Source organism: Methylobacterium sp. 4-46 (genome assembly GCF_000019365.1).
GTDB lineage: Bacteria > Pseudomonadota > Alphaproteobacteria > Rhizobiales > Beijerinckiaceae > Methylobacterium.
In genome coordinates this window covers 3,733,845-3,758,829 of the sequence record NC_010511.1, presented here as the reverse complement: position 1 = coordinate 3,758,829, position 24,985 = coordinate 3,733,845, and the positions used below count along the sequence as shown (strand labels likewise).

General features: G+C 64.9%; 15 protein-coding genes, 1 tRNA gene and 3 pseudogenes. 5 read left to right on the top strand and 14 right to left on the bottom strand.

What is annotated here, in order from left to right:
- Positions 1 to 170: 170 nt before the first annotated feature.
- The 4 genes from M446_RS16135 to M446_RS16125 all read right to left on the bottom strand — a co-directional run bounded on the left by M446_RS16135 (position 171) and on the right by M446_RS16125 (position 9,203).
- A complete protein-coding gene (locus M446_RS16135; RefSeq protein ID WP_043701310.1) occupies positions 171 to 4,730 on the bottom strand; it encodes a beta strand repeat-containing protein in 4,560 nt (1,519 codons plus the stop codon).
- An 867-nt stretch (positions 4,731 to 5,597) separates the two neighbouring features.
- Positions 5,598 to 6,005, bottom strand: coding sequence for a GNAT family N-acetyltransferase (locus M446_RS37295; RefSeq protein ID WP_150108678.1), 408 nt, complete (start codon positions 6,003 to 6,005; stop codon positions 5,598 to 5,600).
- Positions 6,006 to 6,156: 151 nt separating this feature from the next.
- Positions 6,157 to 7,464, bottom strand: a complete 1,308-nt coding sequence (locus M446_RS16130) for an HlyD family type I secretion periplasmic adaptor subunit (protein WP_012333172.1) — start codon at positions 7,462 to 7,464, stop codon at positions 6,157 to 6,159.
- Positions 7,464 to 9,203, bottom strand: coding sequence for a type I secretion system permease/ATPase (locus M446_RS16125; RefSeq protein ID WP_012333171.1), 1,740 nt, complete (start codon positions 9,201 to 9,203; stop codon positions 7,464 to 7,466). Before M446_RS16125 ends, M446_RS16130 begins: the two co-directional genes overlap by 1 nt.
- Before the next feature lie 481 nt (positions 9,204 to 9,684).
- Between M446_RS16125 and M446_RS16120 the strand changes: the two genes are divergently transcribed.
- Positions 9,685 to 9,912, top strand: coding sequence for a hypothetical protein (locus M446_RS16120; protein ID WP_012333170.1), 228 nt, complete (start codon positions 9,685 to 9,687; stop codon positions 9,910 to 9,912).
- On the opposite strand, the gene M446_RS16115 is transcribed toward M446_RS16120, so the two are convergent.
- A complete protein-coding gene (locus tag M446_RS16115) occupies positions 9,899 to 10,480 on the bottom strand; it encodes a helix-turn-helix transcriptional regulator (RefSeq protein WP_043701307.1) in 582 nt (193 codons plus the stop codon). The genes M446_RS16120 and M446_RS16115 overlap by 14 nt on opposite strands.
- Before the next feature lie 149 nt (positions 10,481 to 10,629).
- Between M446_RS16115 and M446_RS38975 the strand changes: the two are divergent.
- Positions 10,630 to 10,825, top strand: a pseudogene (locus M446_RS38975) (IS66 family transposase); the annotation flags it as partial.
- A 217-nt stretch (positions 10,826 to 11,042) separates the two neighbouring features.
- Positions 11,043 to 11,339 carry a hypothetical protein gene (locus M446_RS16110; RefSeq protein ID WP_012333169.1) on the top strand — a complete coding sequence of 99 codons (297 nt, stop codon included), beginning with the start codon at positions 11,043 to 11,045 and terminating at the stop codon, positions 11,337 to 11,339.
- A 1,016-nt stretch (positions 11,340 to 12,355) separates the two neighbouring features.
- Here M446_RS16110 and M446_RS16105 read toward each other — a convergent pair.
- The 3 genes and pseudogenes from M446_RS16105 to M446_RS16095 form a co-directional block, all read right to left on the bottom strand.
- Positions 12,356 to 13,107, bottom strand: a pseudogene (locus M446_RS16105) (IS6 family transposase).
- A 126-nt stretch (positions 13,108 to 13,233) separates the two neighbouring features.
- A complete protein-coding gene (gene glmS, locus M446_RS16100; protein ID WP_012333168.1) occupies positions 13,234 to 15,060 on the bottom strand; it encodes a glutamine--fructose-6-phosphate transaminase (isomerizing) in 1,827 nt (608 codons plus the stop codon).
- Positions 15,061 to 15,185: 125 nt separating this feature from the next.
- A tRNA-Ile gene (locus M446_RS16095) sits at positions 15,186 to 15,260 on the bottom strand.
- Between the two features lie 437 nt (positions 15,261 to 15,697).
- Between M446_RS16095 and M446_RS16090 the strand changes: the two genes are divergently transcribed.
- A complete protein-coding gene (locus M446_RS16090; protein ID WP_012333167.1) occupies positions 15,698 to 17,467 on the top strand; it encodes an HlyD family efflux transporter periplasmic adaptor subunit in 1,770 nt (589 codons plus the stop codon).
- Between the two features lies 1 nt (position 17,468).
- A complete protein-coding gene (locus M446_RS16085) occupies positions 17,469 to 18,941 on the top strand; it encodes a glycosyltransferase family 2 protein (RefSeq protein WP_168169161.1) in 1,473 nt (490 codons plus the stop codon).
- Here the strand turns inward: M446_RS16085 and M446_RS16080 are convergent.
- The 6 genes and pseudogenes from M446_RS16080 to M446_RS35480 all read right to left on the bottom strand — a co-directional run bounded on the left by M446_RS16080 (position 18,938) and on the right by M446_RS35480 (position 24,894).
- Positions 18,938 to 19,903 carry an IS481-like element ISMtsp16 family transposase gene (locus tag M446_RS16080; RefSeq protein WP_012333165.1) on the bottom strand — a complete coding sequence of 322 codons (966 nt, stop codon included), beginning with the start codon at positions 19,901 to 19,903 and terminating at the stop codon, positions 18,938 to 18,940. The genes M446_RS16085 and M446_RS16080 overlap by 4 nt on opposite strands.
- Positions 19,904 to 19,967: 64 nt before the next feature.
- Positions 19,968 to 20,144: pseudogene (locus tag M446_RS16075) on the bottom strand (IS256 family transposase); the annotation flags it as partial.
- Between the two features lie 284 nt (positions 20,145 to 20,428).
- Positions 20,429 to 21,388 (bottom strand): hypothetical protein, encoded by a 960-nt coding sequence (locus M446_RS16070; RefSeq protein WP_265576629.1) that lies wholly within the window; start codon positions 21,386 to 21,388, stop codon positions 20,429 to 20,431.
- 266 nt (positions 21,389 to 21,654) lie between these two features.
- Positions 21,655 to 22,767, bottom strand: coding sequence for a PQQ-dependent sugar dehydrogenase (locus tag M446_RS16065; RefSeq protein WP_012333163.1), 1,113 nt, complete (start codon positions 22,765 to 22,767; stop codon positions 21,655 to 21,657).
- A 120-nt stretch (positions 22,768 to 22,887) separates the two neighbouring features.
- Complete coding sequence (locus tag M446_RS16060) at positions 22,888 to 24,288, bottom strand: IS30-like element ISMtsp4 family transposase (protein WP_012330561.1); 1,401 nt, start codon at positions 24,286 to 24,288, stop codon at positions 22,888 to 22,890.
- Between the two features lie 177 nt (positions 24,289 to 24,465).
- Complete coding sequence (locus tag M446_RS35480; RefSeq protein ID WP_012333162.1) at positions 24,466 to 24,894, bottom strand: potassium channel family protein; 429 nt, start codon at positions 24,892 to 24,894, stop codon at positions 24,466 to 24,468.
- Between the last annotated feature and the right edge of the window lie 91 nt (positions 24,895 to 24,985).

Below are 24,985 nucleotides of genomic sequence, written 5' to 3'. Positions count from 1 at the left end.
GGCCGGACCTGCCAGGAGAAGCCGACCCGCAGGTCGGCCCGGAGAACCGCGCCGCCTGCTCAGGAGCAAGCTTGATGAACGCAGTCTTGGTTTGACCAAGATTGGCCTCGACACCGCTGCCCGAAAGCTTCCGGGCAGCCTTTCCTGTCCTGGTCTCCGAAGTCACGGCTTCACAGGAGGTGGAAGTCACTCAGGTGAGCTTGTAGCTGCGCCTTGGTCACACCGAGCAGGGTCACCGTGTCGTTCGGGTCGACGATGACCGTTGCGTTCCCATTCACGTCAGCCGTGTAGTTTATGATCTTCGATGCGTCCGTAATTCCTGCAAACAGGTTGTGATCGAAACTCAGAATATCTTGGAATACATCGAACCCCGAGATGACGTTCTTTCCAAGATTGGCATGGAACACGAAGTTATCGATCCCGACGCCAGCTGTCATATTGTCATTGCCGGTCGAACCGACGATGAGGCCCCCACCGGGTACTGCTTTGATGACGTCATTGCCAGTGGTCCCGAAAATCGCCACCTGACTGGAGGAGCCCACATTGCCTGCCAAGTCGGTCGCTTTGGCAGTGAAGTTGTGCACGACATTGGACAGGTTCGTCAGCGTGGTGTTCCAATGACCCGCACTGTCGGCATTCGCGGTGCCCAGCACTGTCGTCCCATTTGTATCGAGCAACGTGACGGTGCTGTTGGCTTCTGAGGAGCCGCTGACCAGGGTGGTTGATCCGGTCTTGGTCACACTCTGGGTAATATCCGTGATCGATGTCACGGGAGCCGTCGTGTCCACTAGCGTCGTGCCCACGCTCATGGACCCGCTCTGATTACCCGCTTTGTCCGTCGCCACCGCCGTGAAGACGTGCTTGCCCTCCGTCAGGTTGGTGGCCGCCAGCGTATACTTGCCTGTGGTCTGATCCACCGCCGTCACTGGTGTGCGGAGCGCCACGTCGTTGTCGTAGAACTGAACCGATGCCACACCTGAAAGGGCATCGGCGGCCGAGACCAGGAGGGTGTCGCTGGCCACGGTGGTGTAGGTTCCGTCCGAATGGGAACCCGTGCCCGTCGGCGCGGTCTTGTCGATGTTGATGCCACTGACCGTCACCGAGGCGCTGTTGCCAGCCTTGTCCTGCACGCTGGCCGAGACCGACCGGTTCGCGCCCTCCGTGGTCAGGCTCGCATCGGCCGGAGCCGCGCCATCGAGCCCCGACAGGGCATCCGCGGCCGTCCAGTGGACCGCGACGTCGTGGTTGTACCAGCCGTTGGCATTGGCCTGCGTCGTCGCCGCTCCCGACAGCGTCGGGCCGGTCTTGTCGATGTTGATGCCGCTGACCGACGCCGAGGTGCTGTTGCCCGCCTTGTCCTGCACGCTGGCCGAGGCCGACTGGTTCGCGCCCTCCGTGGTCAGGCTCGCGTCGGCCGGAGCCGCGCCATCGAGCCCCGACAGAGCATCCGCGGCCGTCCAGTGGACCGCGACGTCCCCCTTGTACCAGCCGTTGGCATTGGCCTGCGTCGTCGCCGCTCCCGACAGCGTCGGGCCGGTCTTGTCGATGTTGATGCCGCTGACCGTCACCGAGGCGCTGTTGCCCGCCTTGTCGGTCGCCGATCCCTGAACCGACTGGTTCGTCCCTTCGGTCGAGAGCGTGGTGACACCACTGACCGTGTCAACACCCGACAGGCTGTCCGCGGCCGTGAAGCCAACCGCGACGTCGTGGTTGTACCAGCCGTTGGCGTTGGCTTGCGTCGTCGCCGCCCCCGACAGCGTCGGGCCGGTCTTGTCGATGTTGATGCCACTGACCGACGCCGAGGTGCTGTTGCCCGCCTTGTCCAGCACGCTGGCCGAGACCGACTGGTTCGCGCCCTCCGTGGTCAGGCTCGCATCGGCCGGAGCCGCGCCATCGAGCCCTGACAGAGCATCCGCGGCCGTCCAGTGGACCGCGACGTCGTGGTTGTACCAGCCGTTGGCATTGGCCTGCGTCGTCGCCGCTCCCGACAGCGTCGGTCCGGTCTTGTCGATGTTGATGCCGCTGACCGTCGTCGAGGTGCTGTTGCCCGCCTTGTCCGACGTGCTCGCCGAGACCGACTGGTTCGCCCCTTCCGTGGTCAGGCTCGCGTCGGCCGGAGCCGCGCCATCGAGCCCCGACAGAGCATCCGCGGCCGTCCAGTGGACCGCGACGTCCCCCTTGTACCAGCCGTTGGCGTTGGCCTGCGTCGTCGCCGCTCCCGACAAGGTCGGGCCGGTCTTGTCGATGTTGATGCCGCTGACCGACGCCGAGGTGCTGTTGCCCGCCTTGTCCAGCACGCTGGCCGAGACCGACTGGTTCGCGCCCTCCGTGGTCAGGCTCGCGTCGGCCGGAGCCGTGCCATCGATGCCCGACAGGGCATCCGCGGCTGTCCAGTGGACCGCGACGTCGTGGTTGTACCAGCCGTTGGCGTTGGCCTGCGTCGTCGCCGCTCCCGACAGCGTCGGGCCGGTCTTGTCGATGTTGATGCCGCTGACCGTCACCGAGGCGCTGTTGCCCGCCTTGTCGGTCGCCGATCCCTGAACCGACTGGTTCGTCCCTTCGGTTGAGAGCGTGGTGGGACCACTGACCGTGTCAACACCCGACAGGCTGTCCGCGGCCGTGAAGCCAACCGCGACGTCGTGGTTGTACCAGCCGTTGGCGTTGGCTTGCGTCGTCGCCGCCCCCGACAGCGTCGGGCCGGTCTTGTCGATGTTGATGCCACTGACCGACGCCGAGGTGCTGTTGCCCGCCTTGTCCTGCACGCTGGCCGAGACCGACTGGTTCGCCCCTTCCGTGGTGATGGTCTTGTCCGCGGGAGCAGCGCCAGCAAGTCCGGACAGAGCATCCGCGGCCGTCCAAGCGACCGCGACGTCGTGGTTGTACCAGCCGTTGGCATTGGCCTGCGTCGTCGCCGCCCCCGACAGCGTCGGGCCGGTCTTGTCGATGTTGATGCCACTGACCGTCACCGAGGCGCTGTTGCCCGCCTTGTCGGTCGCCGAACCCTGAACCGACTGGTTCGTCCCTTCGGTCGAGAGCGTGGTGACACCACTGACCGTGTCAACACCCGACAGGGCATCCGCGGCCGTGAAGCCGACTGCGACATCGTGGTTGTACCAGCCGTTGGCATTGGCCTGCGTCGTCGCCGCTCCCGACAGCGTCGGGCCGGTCTTGTCGATGTTGATGCCACTGACCGTCACCGAGGCGCTGTTGCCCGCCTTGTCGGTCGCCGAACCCTGAACCGACTGGTTCGTCCCTTCGGTCGAGAGCGTGGTGACACCACTGACCGTGTCAACACCCGACAGGGCATCCGCGGCCGTGAAGCCAACCGCGACGTCGTGGTTGTACCAGCCGTTGGCGTTGGCCTGCGTCGTCGCCGCTCCCGACAGCGTCGGGCCGGTCTTGTCGATGTTGATGCCGCTGACCGACGCCGAGGTGCTGTTGCCCGCCTTGTCCAGCACGCTGGCCGAGACCGACTGGTTCGCGCCCTCCGTGGTCAGGCTCGCGTCGGCCGGAGCCGTGCCATCGATGCCCGACAGGGCATCCGCGGCTGTCCAGTGGACCGCGACGTCGTGGTTGTACCAGCCGTTGGCGTTGGCCTGCGTCGTCGCCGCTCCCGACAGCGTCGGGCCGGTCTTGTCGATGTTGATGCCGCTGACCGTCACCGAGGCGCTGTTGCCCGCCTTGTCGGTCGCCGATCCCTGAACCGACTGGTTCGTCCCTTCGGTTGAGAGCGTGGTGGGACCACTGACCGTGTCAACACCCGACAGGGCATCCGCGGCCGTGAAGCCGACTGCGACATCGTGGTTGTACCAGCCGTTGGCATTGGCCTGCGTCGTCGCCGCTCCCGACAGCGTCGGGCCGGTCTTGTCGATGTTGATGCCGCTGACCGACGCCGAGGTGCTGTTGCCCGCCTTGTCCAGCACGCTGGCCGAGACCGACTGGTTCGCGCCCTCCGTGGTCAGGCTCGCGTCGGCCGGAGCCGTGCCATCGATGCCCGACAGGGCATCCGCGGCTGTCCAGTGGACCGCGACGTCGTGGTTGTACCAGCCGTTGGCGTTGGCCTGCGTCGTCGCCGCTCCCGACAGCGTCGGGCCGGTCTTGTCGATGTTGATGCCGCTGACCGTCACCGAGGCGCTGTTGCCCGCCTTGTCGGTCGCCGATCCCTGAACCGACTGGTTCGTCCCTTCGGTTGAGAGCGTGGTGGGACCACTGACCGTGTCAACACCCGACAGGGCATCCGCGGCCGTGAAGCCAACCGCGACGTCGTGGTTGTACCAGCCGTTGGCGTTGGCTTGCGTCGTCGCCGCCCCCGACAGCGTCGGGCCGGTCTTGTCGATGTTGATGCCGCTGACCGACGCCGAGGTGCTGTTGCCCGCCTTGTCCTGCACGCTGGCCGAGACCGACTGGTTCGCCCCTTCCGTGGTGATGGTCTTGTCCGCGGGAGCAGCGCCAGCAAGTCCGGACAGAGCATCCGCGGCCGTCCAAGCGACCGCGACGTCGTGGTTGTACCAGCCGTTGGCGTTGGCCTGCGTCGTCGCCGCCCCCGACAGCGTCGGCGCCGTCTTGTCGATGTTGATGCCGCTGACCGTCGCCGAGGCGCTGTTGCCCGCCTTGTCCGATACGCTGGCCGTGGCCGAGAGGTTCGCCCCTTCCGTGGTGATGGTCTTGTCCGCGGGGGCAGCGCCAGCAAGTCCGGACAGAGCATCGCTGGCAGTCCAGTGGACCGTCACATTACCCTTGTACCAGCCATTGGGGTTCGGCTGGGTTGTCGCAGCCCCCGACAGGCTCGGAGCGCTGCGATCCAATGTAAAGCTGAGCGAGGAGGAAGAGCTAGCCGTTCCGTCGGGCCGAACTTGACGCACGCTTACCGTGTTCGCGCCTTCCTGGGCGACAAATGAGGTGCTACTCCAGCTATTTCCATTCCAAAACTCAAGCGCGTTCCCACTAAACAGCCCGCTAGTGACTAGCGTGGGGTCAGAGGTAACTCTGTCGCTGTGACTAGAGCCTGTATCGTTAGCAAGAGATACGGATGGAGCAGTTACGTACCCTTGAACATGCAGATTAATAGTCGGAGTTGACCAGAACCCAGATCCAGAAAACTGAAAACTGACAGTCTCGTCATACGCAGATCGGTTGGTTGATGAATTGTAATACTGCACATCCTGCATCAACGCTGCCATAACCTCGTAATTTGAGTTATAAGCAGAGTTGATGTTGATTGACAGATCTTGTCCAGCTGCTGGAGTTACAAAGGTTCCTACAACACTAGTACCATTGTATAAGATCTGCCCTCCTGAGACGGATAGGGTAAAGCTATTTCCACTACTCCAGGATGAGTAGTAGCTGCTTCCAAGCAACAGGTGGTCAGAGCTATTCCCTGAGCTGAGATGAACGGTAAGCGACGAGGCCGTTGGTGATGGACTCCACCATTGGTAGTTCAATCCGCCCATAAGATTGTACGTGCTGTTGTAATACGCGTATGCGTTGTTGTTACCACCGCTGAGTGTGTAATCAATCTCATTACTCGGACCGTAGTAACCGCCACACATTTCGCATCTCCCTCGTTTCCAGTTTCTTGCGCAGAGACCGCAGTCCTCCTACCCGGGCGGCGGTACTTTCAACCAGTAGTTTTTTCCAATATTCTCGCAGCCCAACGAGGTGAAAAACTTGTCAGTACGCTCAAGCGAGATGCCGGTGGCAACACCACACCAGATTGCAGTAGCGCCTCGTTGCGCTGACCATAATTCAAACGCCTTCCAGAGCGAGTAAGCAGCGCGAGAACCACGGTGCTCTCTATTAACAAAGAAAAATATATCTTTCGCCACAAGATCTTTTGAAAAAAATGGGGTAGTCAATGCCCCCGCAAAAACCCCGTTTATTGCATTCTGTCCGTATACGTTAACACAATGATCAGGACGAGTTATCGCCATTTTCAGGAAACCTGCTAATCGATCAACATCTAAGTGCAGACGCTTGTATACACTTTCCTCGTGAAACTGCATCATTAGTTGTATAATGACGTCAAGGTCGGCGGAACACGCCGGTCGGACGTTCGAGTCTGCAGATTGGTTTGTCTTCGGAAGCTTGTGCTTAGGTCTATGCACTTTCAACTCCCTACCGGGCTCTGAAGCATGTGTCAGGTCCAGCATTTCTGCTTCACTTTTCCCGCCACGCCCTCGCGAGGTGATCCTGAAGCGGTTTGGTGAGGTAGGACATGACCGCCCTCTCACCGGTTTGGATGAAGCTCTCCACCGGCATGCCAGCCACCAGCTTCAGACCCTGCAGCCGATCCAGCTCGCCGGCGGCCGGCCGGATCCGCACCGTGTAGAAGCTCGCTCCCGTCTTCTGGTCCTGGCTGATATCCGCCGAGACCACGCTCACCTCACCCGACAGCTCCGGGGTGGTGCGCTGGTTGAAGGCCGAGAAGCGCAGCACCGCCCGGTGACCAAGCCGGACTTGGTCGATGTCCTGCGGCTGGATCTTCGCCTCGACCGTCAGCGCGTCGGAGCGTGGCACGATCAGCATCAGCGGCTCGCTCGGGCTGACCACCCCGCCCACCGTGTGCACCGCGAGCTGGTGCACCACCCCGTCCTGCGGGGCCCGGATCTCCACCCGTCTCAACTGGTCCTCGGCCGCGACCCGCTTCTCGACCAGCTCGGCCAGCTTGCCGCGAATCTCGGCCAGCTCCTTGCCCACCTCCGTGCGCAGGTCCTGGTCCACCTGCAGGACCTGCAGCTCGGTCTCAGTGACCTTGCCCTTGGTCTGCGCGATCGAGGACACCAGCGCCCCGCGCTCGCCCTCCAGCCGCGCCGCGTCCCGCTCCAGCGCCGTCACCCGGGTAATCTGGATCAGGTTCTTGGCGAAGAGCTCGCGCACGCCCCTCAGCTCCTCGCCGATCAGGCTGATCTCGCGCTGCTTGGCCGTGACCTGGTCGGTCATGCCCTGGATCTGCTCCCGGAGCTGGCCGATGCGCTCCCGCAGCTGCGCCTTCTGGCCCTCGCGCGCCGTGCGCCGGATCGCGAACAGGCGCTCCTCCTCGCCCAGGAGGTCGGCGATCGCCGGTTCGGCCCCGCGCTGGAGCAGCTCGGCCGAAAAGTGGACCTGATCGCGGCCGTCCTGCTCGGCCTTGAGCCGGGCCTGCCGCGCCGTGAGCTCGTCCTGGCTCTTGGTGACCACGGCCAGGTTGGCGCGCGTGACCGTCTCGTCCAGGCGCACCAGCACCTCGCCCGCGCGCACCTCGGCGCCATCGCGCACCCGCAGCTCGCCGACCACGCCGCCGGTCGGGTGCTGCACCTTCTTGACGTTGGTCTCGACCACCAGCGCCCCGGGCGCGATCACCGCGCCGGCGAGCTCGGTAGTGGTCGCCCAGCCACCGAGGCCGAGGGCGAGCAGGGCGGTGACCGCGCTGCCGCCGACCATAGCCCGGCGAAGGGAGCGGCGGGTGCGGGGATGGGCGGGCAGCATCAGACGGCTCCTGCTGCGGCGGCTGGGATGAACACCGGTGCGCCGGCGGGCTTGGCGGGGCGCATGATCTGCTCCTTGGGCCCGAAGGCCTGGGCCTGGCCCTGGGCCATGACCAGCACCTGGTCCACCGCCGCGAGGGCGCTGGGCCGGTGCGCGATGACGACCACGATGCCGCCGCGCTCGCGCACCCCGGCGATCGCCCGGGTGAGCGCCTGCTCGCCCTCGCCGTCGAGGTTGGAGTTCGGCTCGTCGAGCACCACCAGGAACGGCTCGCCGTAGAGCGCGCGGGCCAGGCCGAGGCGCTGGCGCTGCCCGCCCGAGAGCGCCATGCCGCCCTCGCCGATGCGGGTCTCGTAGCCCTGCGGCAACCGCACGATCAGCTCGTGCACCCCGGCCTGCTCGGCCGCCCGGATGATCGCCTCCGGATCGGGATCGGGCTCGTAACGGGCGATGTTCTGGCCGATGCTGCCGTCGAACAGCTCGACATCCTGCGGCAGGTAGCCGATGTGGCGGCCCAGCACCTCGGGCGCCCACTGGTCGAGGGTGGCCCCGTCCAGCCGCACGCTGCCGCGCACCGGCGGCCAGACGCCGACCAAGCCGCGGGCCAGCGACGACTTGCCCGACGCGCTCGGGCCGATGATGCCGAGCCCGCTGCCGGCCTTGAGCTCGAACGAGACACCGGCGACGACGAGCGCCTGAGCCCCGGGCGGGACCAGCCCGACGCCCTCGACCGAGAGGCTGGCCGCTGGCCGCCGCAGGGCGAGCCGGGCGGTCGGCTCGGGATGGGCGGCCAGCAGCGCGCGCAACCGTCCCCAGCTCTGGCGGGCACCCGCGAAGCTCTTCCAGTGCGCGATCACCTGCTCCAGCGGCGCGAGCGCCCGGGCCGAGAGGATCGAGCCGGCGATGATGATGCCCGAACTCGCCTCGCCGTGGATGACCAGGTAGGCGCCCAGCCCGAGCACGCCGGACTGCAGCATCATGCGGGCGACCTTGGACACGCCTCCGAGCCCGCCCGCCACGTCGCCGGCGCGCTCGTGGCTGTCGAGGTGCTTTCCGTTGACCTCGTCCCAGCGCGCGCCCAGGCGCGGGCTCATGCCCATGGCGGCGATGACCTCGGCGTTGCGGCGGCAGGTCTCCGCGAGGCTGATGCGGGCGGAGCCGTGCTGGGCGGCCTCCTTGACGGGCCTGCGCGTGAGGGCCTCGGTGCAGGCGGTGAACAGCACCAGGACGAGGGCGCCAATCGTCGCCGCCACGCCGATCAGCGGGTGGAACAGGAAGCAGATGGCGAGGTAGAACGGCGTCCAGGGCAGATCGAAGAAGCCGATCGGCCCGCCTCCGGCTAGGAAGCCGCGGACCTGGTCGAGGTCGCGCACGGGCTGCAGGCCGAGGCTGCCGCCTCCGGGCGAGAGCGGCAGGCGCGCGACCAGAGCGAAGACGCGCGGGCCGAGGCGCTCGTCGAGGGAGCGGGCGAGGCGGGAGAGGACGCGGCTGCGGAAGAAGTCGAGGGCGGCCTGCCCGGCGTAGAGGCTGGCCGCGAGCACCGAGAGGGCGATCAGGGTGGGGACGCTGCGGCTCGGGATGACCCGGTCGTAGACCTGCAGCATGTAGAAGGAGCCGGTCAGGTAGAGGATGTTCACCAGGGCACTGAACAGGGCCAGGGCGATCAGCGCCGCGCGTCCGGAACCGACGGCCGCGATGAGGCTGGTGTCCGACTTGGGTTGAGGAGCTGGCGAACGCACGCTGGTCCTCCCTCGACTTCTTCAGGCCGCAGGGATCCGTGCTCTCAAAGCAGAGCCTCGAGAGGATGTCGTTCCCTGTGTATTTCCGCTCAAGCGGTCGCGTTGATGCCCCGAGCGGCATTCTCCGTCACCGAGCTGGTGACTGGCCACTTCTTGCTGCTGTCCGCCTGCTCCAGGTTGTGGAGCAGGAATAATCAGCAGATCGGGCGTAGCACACAGGCGAAAGCCGATTCATTCCCCATATGATGTATGCGGCCGAGAATTCGCGCGACTTAGGTGATCTTGCCTAAGCCAGCCTCCGGACGGACCGGTCCCGCTTTGCGGCCCAGGCTGCTCTCTGGACGCTGTCATCTCACCGTGGCCCTCAAGCTCCGACGAAATGCGGCGCGTATATCATTTGGGGGTTGCCAAGCGCAGCGGAGGCTGGAAACTCCGTCGAAGTCCTCAGGGTGAGGACCGCGCACTCGAACTGGAGCAAGCGATGTCGTCTTGCTGCGAGTGGCAGCCCATCAGCACGGCCCCGCGGGATGGCCGGCCCTTGCTGGTGTTCCACACGGCCTGGGATCTGATGCAGGTCGGGGTCTGCTACGGCGAGACGCAGCCGTGGCAGCAGCCCAGCGGCGATCTGCTCCAGACCCCCATGTACTGGATGGCGCTGCCCCGTCCTCCTCTGCGGCCCCCCGGCTCGGACGGCCTCACGGCAGAATAGCCAGGCGGGTCAGCAGGGCCACGAGTTCCGCCTGCCGATGCGTGTTCGTCTTCGCGAACACGGTCGCGAGTTGCTTGCGGACCGTCCCGACCGCCACGTGGGCGGCGTCCGCGATCTCCTCCGGGCTCCTGCCGGCCGCGATCTCGATGGCCAAGCGAGCCTCGGAGGAGGTCAGGCTGAAGATCCTCTTCAGCACCTCGGGCGAGGGATGGGGGTTCGCATCCAGGTTGACGAGAATGACGACCTTGTGCGGCCCGCCCGGGGCGGGCTGGTTGATGAAGACGGTGCGCACGATCAAGGGACGGCCAGCATCGCTCCCGTCCTGCGGGACGGCGATCCAGTCCGCCTGGCGCGAGTTCAGAGCCGCCTCGGTCTGGGCGCGCAGAACTTTGTCGAGGGCAGCGCGACACAGAGCCAACCGATCCTCGCCCTGCTCGGGGTCGGCTTGTCCCGCGAGCAGGTGCTCGGCCGTCCGGTTGATCCGCAATACCTGCCCAGTCTTGCCCAGAAGGAGACCGCCATATCCCATGCAGTCCAGCGCCTCCAGCAAAGGTTGGCCGAGTGGCACGGTGAACGCCTTTCAGTGTTTGAGTAAAACTTCACTGGTAACAGGCGCGCGATCCTCCCTCATACCTCAAACAGGGTATGCGGATTTGGATCTCCGTTGATGTCAGACTCCTCTTATGCTTGACAATTAGCTTCACAGCTGGCGATGCTGAACATCGCGGCCGCGTGGAGGTCGCCAACAACGGCTGCGAGCGAGCCCTGCGCCCGACGATGGTGCGGCGGACGGTGACGAACGGCTACCAGGCGATGTGGGCGGCCGCGGGCGAGGCGGACGTGCGCACGGTCGTCGGCACTCCCGGCTCACGGGGCCGACACCTTCGCCAGCCTCATCAAGACCATCGGCGCCCGATCGCTTCCCGCGCCGCTCTCCCTCATCACAGACAAGGTGAACCGGCCCATGCGCAGCGCCGTACCTGCTCGGTGATTACCTGGTCTGCAAGCAGTCTCAGTAATCACCTGCCAAACACCTCATACGTCAAATGCATGATGTAATCCCGCAGTGGCGGTGATTAGCTCACAACTCTGGCAAACCAGAAGCCAGGAATCCATACTGGGAGGACACTATGGCCAAGGACGTCGTCTTCAAGGATGGCCCAGTCAAGCTGTCATACGGCTCAGGCGACACATTCGTGTTCAAGGCTGGTCCCTTGCACGCGACCGGAGATTTCAACGACACGGCTACCGGATACGCGGGCAGCTTTGACGCAAAGCTCGGACCCGCACATGCGGATGGCAGCTACACCTACAACGCCATCACGGGTGATCTTTCTGTCGATTTCACAGATGCTACGTTTCACCACCAGTCGGTCGACATTCCATCTTTCACGGTGAATACTGACTTGTTCGGCTTCCACTTCTGAGCCCGTGTTTGCAGCCGATTTCGTTGCAGGCTGCCGATCCCGGTTCGGTGCAAACTCTCAGTCCGCCACGGCTCCGCCGTGGCGGGCTACCCTTCGACTCCTCCTGCGACCAGGCGCTCACGGAGGAGTGGAACGTCTTGAGGACCGGGAGCGGTTCAAGGCGGTTAGGCGGAGCCCCTGGCGAAATTGATTCCGCCGCTCGCGGAGCCCGCCCGCGGACGCCGAAACCCGTCGCGGGTGCCGAAGTACCCGCGGGGACCGCCTTCCTGGTCCTATGGTTCGACCGTTCTGTTCATCGTTCGGCTGAGCGAACACGGGCAGCACGTCACACGACGCCCACGCATGAGCTTTCGGCCTTGCCGCGCCCCGCTTCCGCGGTGGCGCTGCCGCACCTCTAGAGCAGCACCCGATCACGTTGCAACCGGGTGCCGCTCTCGATCTTTGATCTTGCCGGATTTTCTGCGACGAACCGGCATCCACTTCGTCGGAAAATGCTCTAGGTGGCGACGGTGGCCCTGCGACCCTGCCTTCCGGCAGCCCGACCCGGGTTCCGTTGCTCTGGATTCACAGATCTATCCCGATCAGTAGGCGTGCCCTGCACAGATCTGTACCCTCTCCGTGCGGATGAGGTGGCAGGCCTACGGGCTTCCTGGTTGAGGGGCCACCGGAGCGTTGGGGCGGGCGCCTGCCGGCCCCTCGCGAGGCGCAGCCAGGAGCGCCACTCCTCCGAGACGAGGCGCACCACGTTCGTGTCATTCCGCCAGCCGGTGATCGCCCGCTCCTCGACCGTCACCAGGCCGAGATGGGCGGCCTCGCGCAGCAGGGCGTTCCTCACCAGGGTCTCGCACACGCCCGCGAGGGCCGCGATGTGGCCCACGGCCAGGCGGCATCCCCGCGACGGCGGGCCTCGGCCGCCACCACGGCCAGGACCGCGATCTCGCCGAGGGTGAACCAAGCCGCGAGGGCGTGTCGCAAACTCGGGAGCAGGCCGCAGAGCGGGCTCTCCGTACCCGCTTTCACGCTTTGTTCGTGACGGCGAGGCCGAAGCAGGACGCGAGCAGCTGGTTCTGCTCCCGCACCGTCCACGCCCCTGAGAACCCGAAGCCCTTGCGCAGCCACAGCATGGCCTCGAGCCCCTGGATCGAGCGCCGCGCCGTCGCGAACGACCGGAACCCGCCCACCCGCGGCATCGGCCGCTTCACCCGGAAGTGGTCACTCTCGATCCCTTGCTGCAGGTGCTTGCTGACGTGATGAATGGGTGTGCGCGGCAGCAGACCCTCCTTGCGGCTCTCGGTGATCGCCGGCGGGTACGGGCCAGCACCATCCGTACCGATCCGGTCAGGAGCGAGCAGCGGCTCGGCCGAGAGCATCTTACGGAAGAACCGCTTGGCGGCCTCCAGGTCGCGGTTGGCGGTCAGCAGGAAGTCGACCGCCTGCCCGTGCTTGCCGACGGCGCGGTATAGGTAGCGCCACTGGCCGCGCACCCGGACGTAGGTCTCGTCGACGCGCACGGAGCCGCAGTGCGGTTGGCGGAACCGGCGCAGGCGGCGCTCGATGGCGGGCGCGCAGGCCAGCACCCAGCGGTTGATGGTGGAGTGATCCACCTCCATGCCCCGCTCCAGGAACATCTCCTCGATATCGCGGTAGCTCAGCGCGTAGCGCGGTACCAGGAGACGGCCTGGACGATGAGGGCGGCTTCGAAGTGCCGGCCCCGGAAGTCGCCACGGGCCTGGCGCTTCAGCGTGAGGGCGAGGGCCCTGAGGATCATGGGCCGGCTCCGGAGGGAGGCGGCAAGCTGGGCAGCTATGGCTAACGACCGGTGAACGGCGGCCCATCCGCGTTTGCGACAAGCCCGCCGGAACTGCCGCGTCCAGGGCCATTCGACCGTGACGGGTCACTCCACGGTGACGGACTTGGCGAGGTTGCGGGGCTGGTCGACGTCCTTCCCCAGCACGACGGCGGCGTGATAGGCCAGCAGCTGCAGCGGCACCGCGTAGACGATCGGCGCCACCACCGGGTCGAGATCCGGCATCATCAGCGTCGCCAGCGTGTCGAGCCCCGCGGCCTCCGCGCCGCGCGCGTCGCCGATCAGCACGATCCGGCCCCCGCGCGCCGCCACCTCCTGCATGTTCGACACCGTCTTCTCGAAGATCGGGTCGTGCGGCGCGATCACGATCACCGGCACCGCGTCGTCGATCAGCGCAATCGGGCCGTGCTTCAGTTCGCCCGCCGCGTAGCCCTCCGCGTGAATGTAGGAGATCTCCTTGAGCTTGAGCGCCCCCTCCAGCGCCATCGGGTAGGCGGTGCCCCGCCCGAGGTAGAGCACGTCGCGCGCCTTGGCGATCTCGCGCGCCAGCCCCTCGATCGCGCCCTCCTGCTTGACCGCTTCGGCCATCAGGCCCGGCACCGTGATCAGCGCGTCGACGAGCCGGCGCTCCTGGGCTGCGTCCAGCGTCCCGCGCGCGCGCCCCGCCGCGATGGCGAGGCACAGGAGCACGGTGAGCTGGCAGGAGAAGGCCTTGGTCGAGGCCACCCCGATCTCCGGTCCGGCCAGCGTCGGAGCGACCGCCGAGGCCTCGCGCGCGATGGTCGAGGTCGGGACGTTCACCACTGCCAGCGTGTGCTGGCCCTGGGCCTTGGCGTAGCGCAGCGAGGCCAGCGTGTCGGCGGTCTCGCCGGACTGCGAGATGACGAGGGTCAGCCCGCCCGTCTCCAGCGGCGGCTCGCGGTAGCGGGTCTCGGAGGCGACGTCGATCTCGACCGGCAGCCGCGCCAAGCTCTCGAACCAGTACTTGGCCACCAGCCCGGCATAGTAGGCGGTGCCGCAGGCGGTGATCGACAGGCGGGTGAGCGAGGCGAAGTCGAAGGGCAGCGCCTCGGGGAGGGCGACGCGCCCGTTCGCCAGATCGACGTAGTGGGCGAGCGTGCGCCCCACCACCTCCGGCTGCTCGTGGATCTCCTTGGCCATGAAGTGGCGGTGATTGCCCTTGTCGACCAGGAAGGACTGGGTGGCGATCCGCTGGCGGGGTCGCGCGACGATCGCGCCGGTCTGGTCGCGGATCTCGGCGCCCTCCCGGGTCAGGATGGCCCAGTCGCCCTCGTCGAGATACGTGATCTCGTCGGTGAAGGGGGCGAGCGCCAGCGCGTCCGAGCCGAGGTAGGTCTCGCCTTCCCCGAAGCCGATGGCGAGCGGCGCGCCGTGGCGGGCGCCGATCAGGAAGTCCTCCTCGCCCGCGAACAGGAAGGCGAGCGCGAAGGCGCCGCGCAGGCGCGGCAGGGCCGCAGCGACCGCCTCGCGGGGGCTCAAGCCCTGGTCCACGCCGCGGCTGACGAGCTGGGCGACGACCTCGGTGTCGGTCTCGGTCTCGAAGACGCAGCCCTGGGCCTGGAGCGCGGCCTTCAGTTCGCGGAAATTCTCGATGATGCCGTTGTGGACGACGGCGAGGCGGGGCGTGGCGTGCGGGTGGGCGTTGGTCTCGTTCGGCCGGCCGTGGGTGGCCCAGCGAGTGTGGCCGATGCCGATGGCGCCCGAGAGCGGGCTCTGGACCAGCTTGAGCTGGAGGTTCGACAGCTTGCCCTCGGCGCGGCGGCGCTCCAGGCAACCGTGCTCCAGGGTGGCGATGCCGGCCGAGTCGTAGCCGCGATATTCGAGACGCCGCAGGGCGTCGACCACCTGTCCCGCTACGGCACTCCGCCCGACGATTCCCACGATGCCGCACATGCTGTCCGCCCCAATCTGACCGGAGCGTCCCGTTCCGGCACGCCCGCCCGCAATCCGTATCCCGGCCGGCGCAAGGACTGGACCGCCCGCCTCACAATTGTGCTCCACTGCCGCGCTCTCGTGGATGGTGGCCCGGCAAGACGTGACCCTGCAACGAGACCGTTATGAGCGGCCGGCTCTAACCGTTGAGCCACGGGCACGAGAGAGCGGGACGGACAGATAGCCGGTTAGGCTTCGTCTCCTCTGGCGAAAAGCCAGAGGACAGAAGCACGAGCCGTCGCCCGCCGCTACCCAGTCTGAGTCCCGCTCAGCGAGGGCTTGTATCAGCTGTTAATATTACCCGCAAAACTGACTTTGATTTGAGGAAAACGCCACCTATCCAGGGTTAGGAATTGATGAACGGTTGGCGCAGAGAAGGATACCACGATGGGACGCGACTGCTCGGCACCATCACCGCGTCGGCCGTCCAGGCTGAACTTCCAACGCGAGTGCCGGTCGCTCACGCTGTGGCAGATTTGTGTATGCAGACCATGGTCTCGGCCAATTCTTGATATCAACGACCCATACTGTCATTGGAACCCATACAGATAGAACATCTGGTGCGAGTATCTTCTGTATATCACAGAAAGGCAAGCAAATGACCGGTATCGAAGCTAGCGATGTACTGCGAATTGCAGTGATCAGCGGGCTCATCGGATTCGGCGTGTTCTGCGCTTCGTTCAGCCTCGCCGTATGGTTTCGTCGTAATCGCGCAAAGCCAAATCGCTCCGCGCGCCTGAGTTTCTTGGCATTGGTGTTGGGTATCTTCGGCGCCGCTGGGAATTGGGCGTACAATGAGTTTTCTAGCCGCACCGGCATTGTCGGTGGCCAGGATCTCTTTGTCGTTCATGCCAAGCGCAACGTCACTACCGATAAGCTGGCGCCGGAGGGTCGGATCGAGCAGGGCGAGCGACTGATCGAGTTCCTGCCGCCTGCAATCGATGGACAGTTGGCGGTGATCGACAGCCACATCAAGCAGTCGGAAGCGAAGATCGCCTACTTCAATCTGCGTGCGCTGCCGGTCGATTCCATGCTGCTGCAACGCCAAGCGCAGCTTCGCCAGCAGATCGATCAGGCCAAGCAGATGCTGCTCGACATCCAGAAGTCGCGCCGCGAGGCCGAGCGGGCGCAGCTCGACGCTCAGACGCAGTATGCCGAGAAGATCAGCCAGTCCGACCTTCAGGGGGCGGCCGAGAAGCAGGCGCTCGCCACCGCGGCCTCGCAGATCGAGATCGCGACGAGCGCAGCCAGTCGCGCCGAGAACTTGCACCGCACCGGCACGGGCACGCTCGTGGCGGTGGAGGATCGCACTGCGACCTTGCTGAACTACACGCTCTCGCGCAACCGCGCGCAGGCGAACCTCGCCTCGCTGGAGAAATACCGGTCCGCACTCGACCAGAGCTACGGCCGCACGCTGAAGTCGCTAGCGATACAGATTAGCAAGCTCGACGGCGACATGAGCCTGACCCAGCAGACCATGGATGGCCTGAACTGGGAACTGGCCAAGATCGAGAAGGCCGTGACGGAGGACCGCGCCCGCGCCGCCGACGCCACGGCGCGCGAGCGCGAAGCGGCTGTGCACGAACTCGAAGGTCTGAAGGCCGAGCGGGTCGCCCTGCTCTCGGCAACCCAGGTCAAGGCGCCGTTCTCCGGCGAGATAGTCTACCGTCATCCCGCGCCTGGCTTCGCGCCCGAGAGCACGCCGGTCCTGGCGGTCTCGAAGGGCAGCGGCTTCGTCGCCCGCGTCTGGGTGCCAACCGGGGACCTTGATGCGCTGAAGCGGGAGAAGAAGGTCCAGTTGGCCCTGGAGCAGCCAATCTTGAACCGGTTCTTTGAAGGCTCCTACCGCTCCTACGAGGAAGCTCCTTACGAGAAAAACAGGGTCATCGCACACTTCGACGCGAAGCTGCCGCTCGAAGCCATCACCCTGCTAGCCAGCGCCGGAAATCCCGTGCAGGTCAAGCTACTGTGGCGGCCCGACCTGACGGCGAGCTTTGCCTTTCAGTGCAGCCTCGCGCTGATGACGCTCGGCTGCATCGGCGCGGTCACGTGTGGCCTGCGTCGCGCCCCGGCCGATGTGCCTGCGGTGGCTCACCACGCCCCCGCCCACGAAACCCAACTGCGCGAGATGGCCCGAGACCTACACAAGCAGCTTCGCGACGGCACCCTCGACGAGGACCCCGACCTCGCCCGCGGCGTGGTCCATCTGGTCGAGCGCATGGGCGAGCCTGTGGTCGATGCCCTGCGCGAGGAGATCGTCTTCGACGAGGAGTTCGAGCGCGCGCTCAGCCGCCACCGAGACGACCCGGCTTTGATGGGACTGATCAACAAGGTGCGTAATGCTCCCCTCACCATTCAGTACGCCTGACATGACCGCAATGACCGCACCTGTGCCCGCGGGAGAAATCGTACCCACGGGCGAATTTCGCGCGAAAGTCCGCTCCTACCCGCGCTGGATCGTCAACTTTCTGGCGATCATCACCCTCGCCTACGGGCTTGTCCTCGGCGTGACGCTGCCCTGGACGATCCAGCAGACCCTGTTCGACCCGGCCTCGGGGCTGACCTCGAAGGGGCCGTTCACGACGGCCTGGGGCATCTTCCTGATCGTCATCGGGGCGAGCATCATCGCGCGCTGGCTGGTGATCCAGGCCATGGCCTTCTACGAGCACGACCGGGTCCGCCGGAAGCCGCCCGCCGAACTGCCGAACCCGGCCCCCTTCGTGTCAATTCTGGTCCCGGCCTTCAACGAGTCCGAGACCGTGATCGGCGCGCCCACCTCGTTGATGACTCTCGACTACCCGAATTACGAGATCATCTTCGTGGATGACGGCTCGACGGATGACACCTTCATCAAGGCGTTCCCGCTTGCGGGTCAGTACGGCAACTGCACGCTGCGGGTCTACACGAAGCCCAACGGCGGCAAGTGGTCGAGCCTGAACTTCGCCTACAAGAAGGCCAAGGGCGACCTGCTGCTCTGCGTCGACGCGGATTCCGGCCTCGCCAAGGACGCGCTGCGCGTCATGGTGCCCCGGATGTCCGAGAAGGGCGTCGTCGGCTGCGCCGGGCAGGTCACCATCCGCAACCGCAACAACTTCCTGACGAAGCTCCAGGCCGCCGAGTACCTTCTCGGCAACGGCGGCATGCGCATGGCGCTCAGCCTGATGGGCGTTGTGACGGTCGTGCCAGGCCCGATCGGGCTCTACAAGCGCGCTATTCTGGAGGAGATCACCAAAATTCCGCGCAAGCTCTCCGCCGCCGCGGCGGTGACCCATTCGGGCCCGGGCGCGGTCAATGGGCCGCTTTCCGGCGAAACCTTCGCGGAGGATTTCCAACTCTCCCTGTCGGCGCTGGCGCTGGGCGGGCGCATCGTCTACGAGCCGCGCGCTTACGCCTACACCAAGTGCCCAGACGATGTGGCGACTCTGATGAGCCAGCGCTACCGCTGGATCCGTGGCACATGGCAGGTATACATTGTTTACGTGCGCACGCTGAGCAAGCTCACCAACCGCGGTAATAAATCATCACTCCTCAACACCGTCATGACGGTGCTCTACCCAGCGGATATCTTCCTCGTGCCGATCCTGAATTTCTTCTTCTGGATCTCCATCGCCGTCTCGATGGCCTCGGGCCAGTCAATGAACTTCATATTGGCCTGGATCGGCTCGGTCTTGCTGATGAACGTCATGACAGCGATGGTCTACATCCTCGAACAGGATGACGATATCGCCCTGCTGCCGCTCGTACCCGTCCTCGATCTCTACCAGAGCATCTTGATCAACAGCGCCTGGGTCATTGCCGCTGTCGATGAGGTGCGCGGCACCGGCATGCGCTGGAACGCCTAGGTGTATGGTCCCGGTATGAGGTGGTGCGGGTCGATTTTGAAGCGGTCTGGGTCTTTGGTCCAGGCATGACAGATGCTCTGGAACGGGGTCTTCCAGCGCAACGACTTGAGATGCTTGGCGAAGTTGTAGGCTGTGACGAAGGCCAGGACGTGTGCCTTCAAGCTCTCCAGATCTTCATAGTGGAAGACTCTGACGGTCGCATCCTTGATGGTCCGGTTCATGCGCTCGGCTTGACCGTTCGTCCAAGGATGGTAGGGCTTGGTCAATCGATGCTCGATGCCGTGCTCGAGACAGACGCGATCGAAGATATGTGGACCGAGAAAGCGCCGACTCGGCCCAGTCCTGTTCTTCGGCAGGTCGGCGAAAGCCATGCCATTGTCGGTCAGGACCGTGTGTATCTTGTAGGGAAAGACTGCCACGGCCTTCCTCAGGAAGGCTGATCCTTCCATCTTACCCGCGCTGTCGTGGAACTCGACGTAGGTGAACTTCGAGACGCGGTCGATGGCCAGGAACATGATCAGCTTGCCGTCGGCATGGCGCAGCTCGCAGCTGTCGATATGCACGTAGCCGATGTCGTAGGTCTTGAAGCGTTTGCGTGTCAGCGCCGTCTCGGCTGCCGGGAGGCGGGAGATGCCATGCCGTTGCAGGCATCGATGCAGGGCAGAGCGGCTCAGGCTGGGGATAGTCTCGCGCAGGCAGCCCAGGACATCATCGAGCGGCAGCAGCGTCCGCCGCCGGAACTCGACCACGATCGCCTCCTCGGCCGGCGTCATGACCGTGCTCCTGGGCTTCTTCGGCCCCATCGGCGCATCGGTCGTCACCGCCCGCCTGCGCCATTTGGCGACCGTCTTCGGGTTCAAGCCGTACTGGGCGGCAAGGGCGCGGCTACTTTCTTTCGACGCTTGGAGCTCGGCTCGAACACGCGGCGTCGTTCGGGCGCTGCCGTGAAGAACTCCTGCCATAGTGCATCCTCCACCAAACGCGTCAGCGCCGATGATGCACCATCACACTCCGGGACTGCACACCTAGGCGAGCGCGTCCGTCCGGTAGCCGCAGATCCTGCATGGCAGTGAGGAAGGCCTCAGCCTCCAACTCGACGGCTTGGGCGAGCAGGCGGCGGGCGCCGGCGCGCAGCACCTCCGTCAGGGGATCGTCGATTTCCTCAGGCTGACGAAGGCGGACGATATTGGTAGGGCTGTCCATGGCGTATCGCTCTCGATGAGAGGTCCTGGCAGGCTCGACACCCGCCTCGATACGCCGCCCTCACGCCGAGCGCGTCACCCATTCTCCCGCATAGCTCTTCCATCCCGCAGGAAGACGGTCCCGAGATCGAGGAGACCGAGGGGCAACCGACCAAGCTTGCCAACGCAGCCCCGCCCGGCTCGCACCCGCATTCCTAATCGGGGAGTTCCCGCTTGGAGATCGCTCTTTGTAAAATTGAGGCATCCACACGGGCAAAATTCATCGGAGCATTAGCCAGTCACACCTTACAAGCCTCCTAGTTCCCATTGCACGGCTACCGCAAGCTGGAACTGCGGCGTATCCCGGTTCAGGCCAAATCCAGCAGCTATGCCTAAGATCGCCCGCTGTTCGCGCAAACGATGGCGGACGCCGACCTGCACCAAACTGAAATCCGCGTCGCCGCGGTCCTGCTGTTCGCGTGCGTAGGTCGCCACCAGAGCCGTGTCGCGCGTAACCGCTTGTCCGACAGAGGCGTTCACCAAGTAGCGGTTTGGCCGTTCCCCTTGCTGTGGGTTGAGGCGGCCGGCCCAGCCTAGATTGAGGCTGATACCGAGCGGCAGTTCACCTGGCGCGAGGGTCTTGCCGAACAACACAACAGCCTCAGCGTCGTATGCCACGCGCCCTGGTCCATACAGGGCCCGCACACGGCCAACCAAGCCGATGGTGGGCAGAGCGCCGCTCTCCTTGCTCAACTGGTAGAGGGCGCCAAACCGTGTCGTTCCGCCAAGCGCCGCACGCTCGCTAGTACCTTCTGCGCTCTGCGGGTCCGTCGACACGGTGCCAAGCCTGCGGCGGATGTCGAGATTGCCGTAGGCACCTGTCTGCCCCACTCGGAAATCCAGATCCGGGACGATACCGATGCTGTATTCGCTCTCGGCTCCGAACGTGCTTCGCACCCGTCCTTGAGCCGCGCGCTCGTACGATCCGATGATGGAGAGGTTTGCCTCGCCCGGTGCATTCGCGCGCGGATCGGTGATCTCGAAGGGATCGTCGGCCAATGTGATCGATGCGTCCTGCGCAACAGCAACTCCTGACCAAGACAGCAGGGCGAGGAGCGCAATCACTGTTTTAAGCCACAGGATGTGCGGCATCGCGTACCCCGCTCGAGCGGAGCCGCTACGCTCAAACAAGTTGATCAGTGGGGCGGTCGAGTTCGGCAGGTTGTCTCCCCGATCACCGGTCGGATCATCAAATCGCAGCACCATCCTGCGCGGCGACCCACCATAGCTTAGCCGTTGAACGAGGGAATACCCTATCGAGACACGTCAACTCGGGTCTGCGCGGGGTCCGTGCCGGCCGTTCACCACGCTCGTCGGTGCATATTGACGGCGGCTGGATTGTGAGTGACTGAATGCCAGCGGGGATATTGCCGCTGCGGCATGGGCCAGCCCCTGCGTCTCCACTGGTGAGCGGCTAGCTTAGATACTTCAAATTTCATTCCCTAGAGGAGACCCACCAGTCGGAACTGAGCTCAACCGCCCGGCTTGAAACGTAGGATCCGCCCCTGGTCCTCGTCGGTCAGAAGGTAGAGAAGGCCATCTCGTCCTTGGGCAACGTGCCGGATGCGCGCGTCCATCGCGATGCGCTCCTCCCCGGTGACACGTGCCCCGGCGAGCGTCAGACGGATCAAGGCCTGTGAAGCCAGTCCGGCCAGGAGCAGGTTTCCATACCAGGCCGGAAACGCAGACCCCGTGTAGAACGTCATACCAGAGAACGAGACCGATGGTGTCCAGTGATAAATGGCGTCCGTTAGGTCAGGCCGTGTCGGCGGCCGCGGAATTGCGCGCCCGTCCTTGTGATCACCCCAGCTCACCAGGGGCCAACCGTAGTTGCAGCCCGGCTTGGGAACGTTGATCTCGTCACCGCCCGTCGGTCCGAACTCCCCCGCCCAGAGGACCCCGGTCCCTGGCTGGATGGCGAGGCCCTCGATGTTCCGGTGACCATAAGACCAGATCTCTGGCCGAACTCCTGCACGATGCACGAATGGGTTGTCGGCCGGCACGGTGCCGTCCGGATTAACGCGGATGAGCTTGCCCATGTCGGTCGAGAGATCCTGAGCCGAGTCAGGCTCGTCACGGTCCCCCGTCGAGATGAAGAGCTTGCCGTCTGGCGTGAACGCGAAGCGTGATCCAAAGTGATCCTCGATCGGCGAGGTCGGTTGCTGCCGAAAGATGAGTTCGAAGCCCTCCAAAGTCGTACCGGTCGTGCTGAGCCGCCCACGTCCAGCCACCGTGGCCAAGCCGCCCCCACGCGACTCGACATAGCTGAGGTAAACAAGCTGGTTCTCAGAGAAGTCGGGATCGAGTGCCACATCCAGGAACTGGACGTGCGGCTGGGGCGTCCCGGCAATCGGGGGTGAGACTTTGCCGTCAGCCGAGACGATACGCAGGCGCCCCGGCTTTTCGGTGACCAGCATGCGTCCATCCGGCAGGAAGGCGAGGCCCCAGGGATGCTCGAGACCGCCCGCGACGGTCTCGACGATGATCTCGGCCTTCTCTGTTCCGAGGCGCTGTGCCGGCTGACCCGCGACAGGGAGGGAAGCCACCACGAGCGCGGCAATGGCGAGAACGACAGGTCGGATCACAGCACTACTCCGGCCGGCACCTCACTCGGCAACGCGGCAACTCTGGTGAGGATCAACGAGGTTGGAGTCGGGCGAACTGGTGCCCCGTTCGGTGTTTTGATTGTCCGGTGAGGCTTGGGTTCAAGCGGTCGTCGCAACACCATCTTGCACGGCAGCCAGCACAGCGTCGAGCGCCTCTGCCGGCGTCTTCCAGTTCAGCGTCTTGCGCGGTCTGCTGTTGAGGGCTGCGGCCACAGCAGCAAGATCGTTCGCGCTGTGGGCGCTCAGATCCGTTCCTTTCGGGAAGTACTGTCGCAGTAACCCGTTCGTATTCTCGTTCGTCCCCCGCTGCCAGGGTGAGCGTGGATCGCAGAAGTAGACCTGCAGACCCGCGTCGATCCGCAAGCGCGCGTGCTCGGCCATCTCGGTACCCTGGTCCCAGGTCAACGAGCGCCGCAGCTGCTCGGGCAAGCGCGCGATCGTGCCGGCGATCGCCTCGCGCACCGCCTGGGCCCCGTGCCCCGCCAGCGCCGGGCCGTTCTTCGCACGCGGTGTCACCCCATGGCCGTCCATCGGCGGAAGATGCAGCAGCATCGTAAAGCGCGTCGTGCGCTCGACCAGGGTCCCGATCGCCGAACTCTTCAGACCCAGGATCAGATCTCCTTCCCAGTGCCCCGGCACCGCGCGGTCCTCCACCTCGGGCGGACGCTCGCTGATGAGCACCTCGGGGGTGACGAACGACCTGCCTCGGCCCAGGCTGCGGGCCCGCGGCACACGCAAAGCCCGTCCTGTGCGAAGACACGCGGTCAGCTCACGCTTCAGCGCGCCCCGGCCCTGGATGTAGAGCGCCTGATAGATCGCCTCGTGACTGATGCGCATCGTCGTATCGCCCGGAAAGTCGAGCCGTAGGCGCTCGGCGATCTGCTGCGGACTCCAGGATCGACCCCATCGCCGGCTCTGGCGTCGCCCGTGCCGCCGTCCCTTCCAGGCAACGCTAGGGCCAGGCAGAGCGCTCCCGCCCGGTGTCGCGACAGTTCCGGCGAGCCGCTCCTGCACGTACGTCCGCAGCGCTGCGTTCCCCGCCAGTTTTGCTGGCTTGGGCCGGCGTGCCGCGCGTTCAGCGTGCCACTGCGCGGTCGTGGCGCGATAGTCCAGGCCGCCACTGCGGGTCGCCGCATTGCGGCGCAATTCCCGCGAGATGGTCGACGCCGCCCGTCCCAGACGCCGAGCGACGTCCCGGACCCCGTGACCTTGCGCTTGTAGGATCGCGATCTCCTCCCGCTCAGCCAACGACAGGTAGCGCGCAGAAGGCGACTTGGATGATGGTGACAGGTGGGAAGGTGCCATTCCGCCTGCTGTCCGGAACCACCGCGAGCCGACCGGTGGCGAGATCCCGAGCTTCATCGCTGCGACCTCGCTGGAGAGACCCTGCGCGAGGAACGCCCAGAACCCCCGCCGCGTCTCGCGCAGACCGACCCCGGGACGACCCGGTGACCGCAGCTTCTCGCGAAGTGCCCGATCCGAACGCCGCCGACCTGCCATCACAACCGCCCTCCGCCAAGCCGTTGCGACGACCACTTGAATCCACCAGGTATACCCCACCGGACAACCGGAATGTCGAACTATGCTGACGCGCTCTGCTCCTCACCCGCATCTCCGCGCACCATGGTTTGTATGAACGGATCAGATCAAAGCCGCGCCGGTATGAGAGCACATGTCCTACAGCGCAAGTTCATCCATGCGGATCAGGGCGCGCCGAAGGATTTCGAAGATAACAGCCGTGGACCAACCGAAAAGAAGGATACCATTCATGGCAGCAATCGGACCGAGAAGGCGCCACCGCTGAAGTGGCGTGACGTCACCATACCCAAGTGTGGTATAGTTTACGAACGCAAAATAAACTACTTCGGAATCATTTGCAATGACTCCAAATACATTATAGATAATGGCCCAGATCAATACTTCCAATACATGTGCAATTATGAGCACAAACATACTAGGAACCATGATACAAGATAATGCAAAGGCGCCGTAATAGGTCGAATGGGCACGGTTGCGAGCAACTTTAATGAGGGCAGTCATCATAATAGAATGGCAGACTATGTTGCACATGCTACCGAATGTGCCAACTGCCAGTTGAATCAGCATAACCTAGCTCCTTTGAGCAATCATGCATGAGCGCTCATACCACCAATCCTGATTTCTGGCTCGCGACGCCTCGATATGAAGGCCAGCAGCA

Bases quoted from the DNA above. Each gene is read 5' to 3' on its own strand.
- M446_RS37295 (WP_150108678.1), bottom strand. From the start codon at position 6,005: ATGATGCAGTTTCACGAGGAAAGTGTATACAAGCGTCTGCACTTAGAT.
- M446_RS16130 (WP_012333172.1), bottom strand. From the start codon at position 7,464: ATGCTGCCCGCCCATCCCCGCACCCGCCGCTCCCTTCGCCGGGCTATG.
- M446_RS16120 (WP_012333170.1), top strand. From the start codon at position 9,685: ATGTCGTCTTGCTGCGAGTGGCAGCCCATCAGCACGGCCCCGCGGGAT.
- M446_RS16110 (WP_012333169.1), top strand. From the start codon at position 11,043: ATGGCCAAGGACGTCGTCTTCAAGGATGGCCCAGTCAAGCTGTCATAC.
- glmS (WP_012333168.1), bottom strand. From the start codon at position 15,060: ATGTGCGGCATCGTGGGAATCGTCGGGCGGAGTGCCGTAGCGGGACAG.
- M446_RS16090 (WP_012333167.1), top strand. From the start codon at position 15,698: ATGACCGGTATCGAAGCTAGCGATGTACTGCGAATTGCAGTGATCAGC.
- M446_RS16085 (WP_168169161.1), top strand. From the start codon at position 17,469: ATGACCGCAATGACCGCACCTGTGCCCGCGGGAGAAATCGTACCCACG.
- M446_RS16080 (WP_012333165.1), bottom strand. From the start codon at position 19,903: ATGGCAGGAGTTCTTCACGGCAGCGCCCGAACGACGCCGCGTGTTCGA.
- M446_RS16070 (WP_265576629.1), bottom strand. From the start codon at position 21,388: ATGGTGCTGCGATTTGATGATCCGACCGGTGATCGGGGAGACAACCTG.
- M446_RS16060 (WP_012330561.1), bottom strand. From the start codon at position 24,288: ATGGCAGGTCGGCGGCGTTCGGATCGGGCACTTCGCGAGAAGCTGCGG.
- M446_RS35480 (WP_012333162.1), bottom strand. From the start codon at position 24,894: ATGCTGATTCAACTGGCAGTTGGCACATTCGGTAGCATGTGCAACATA.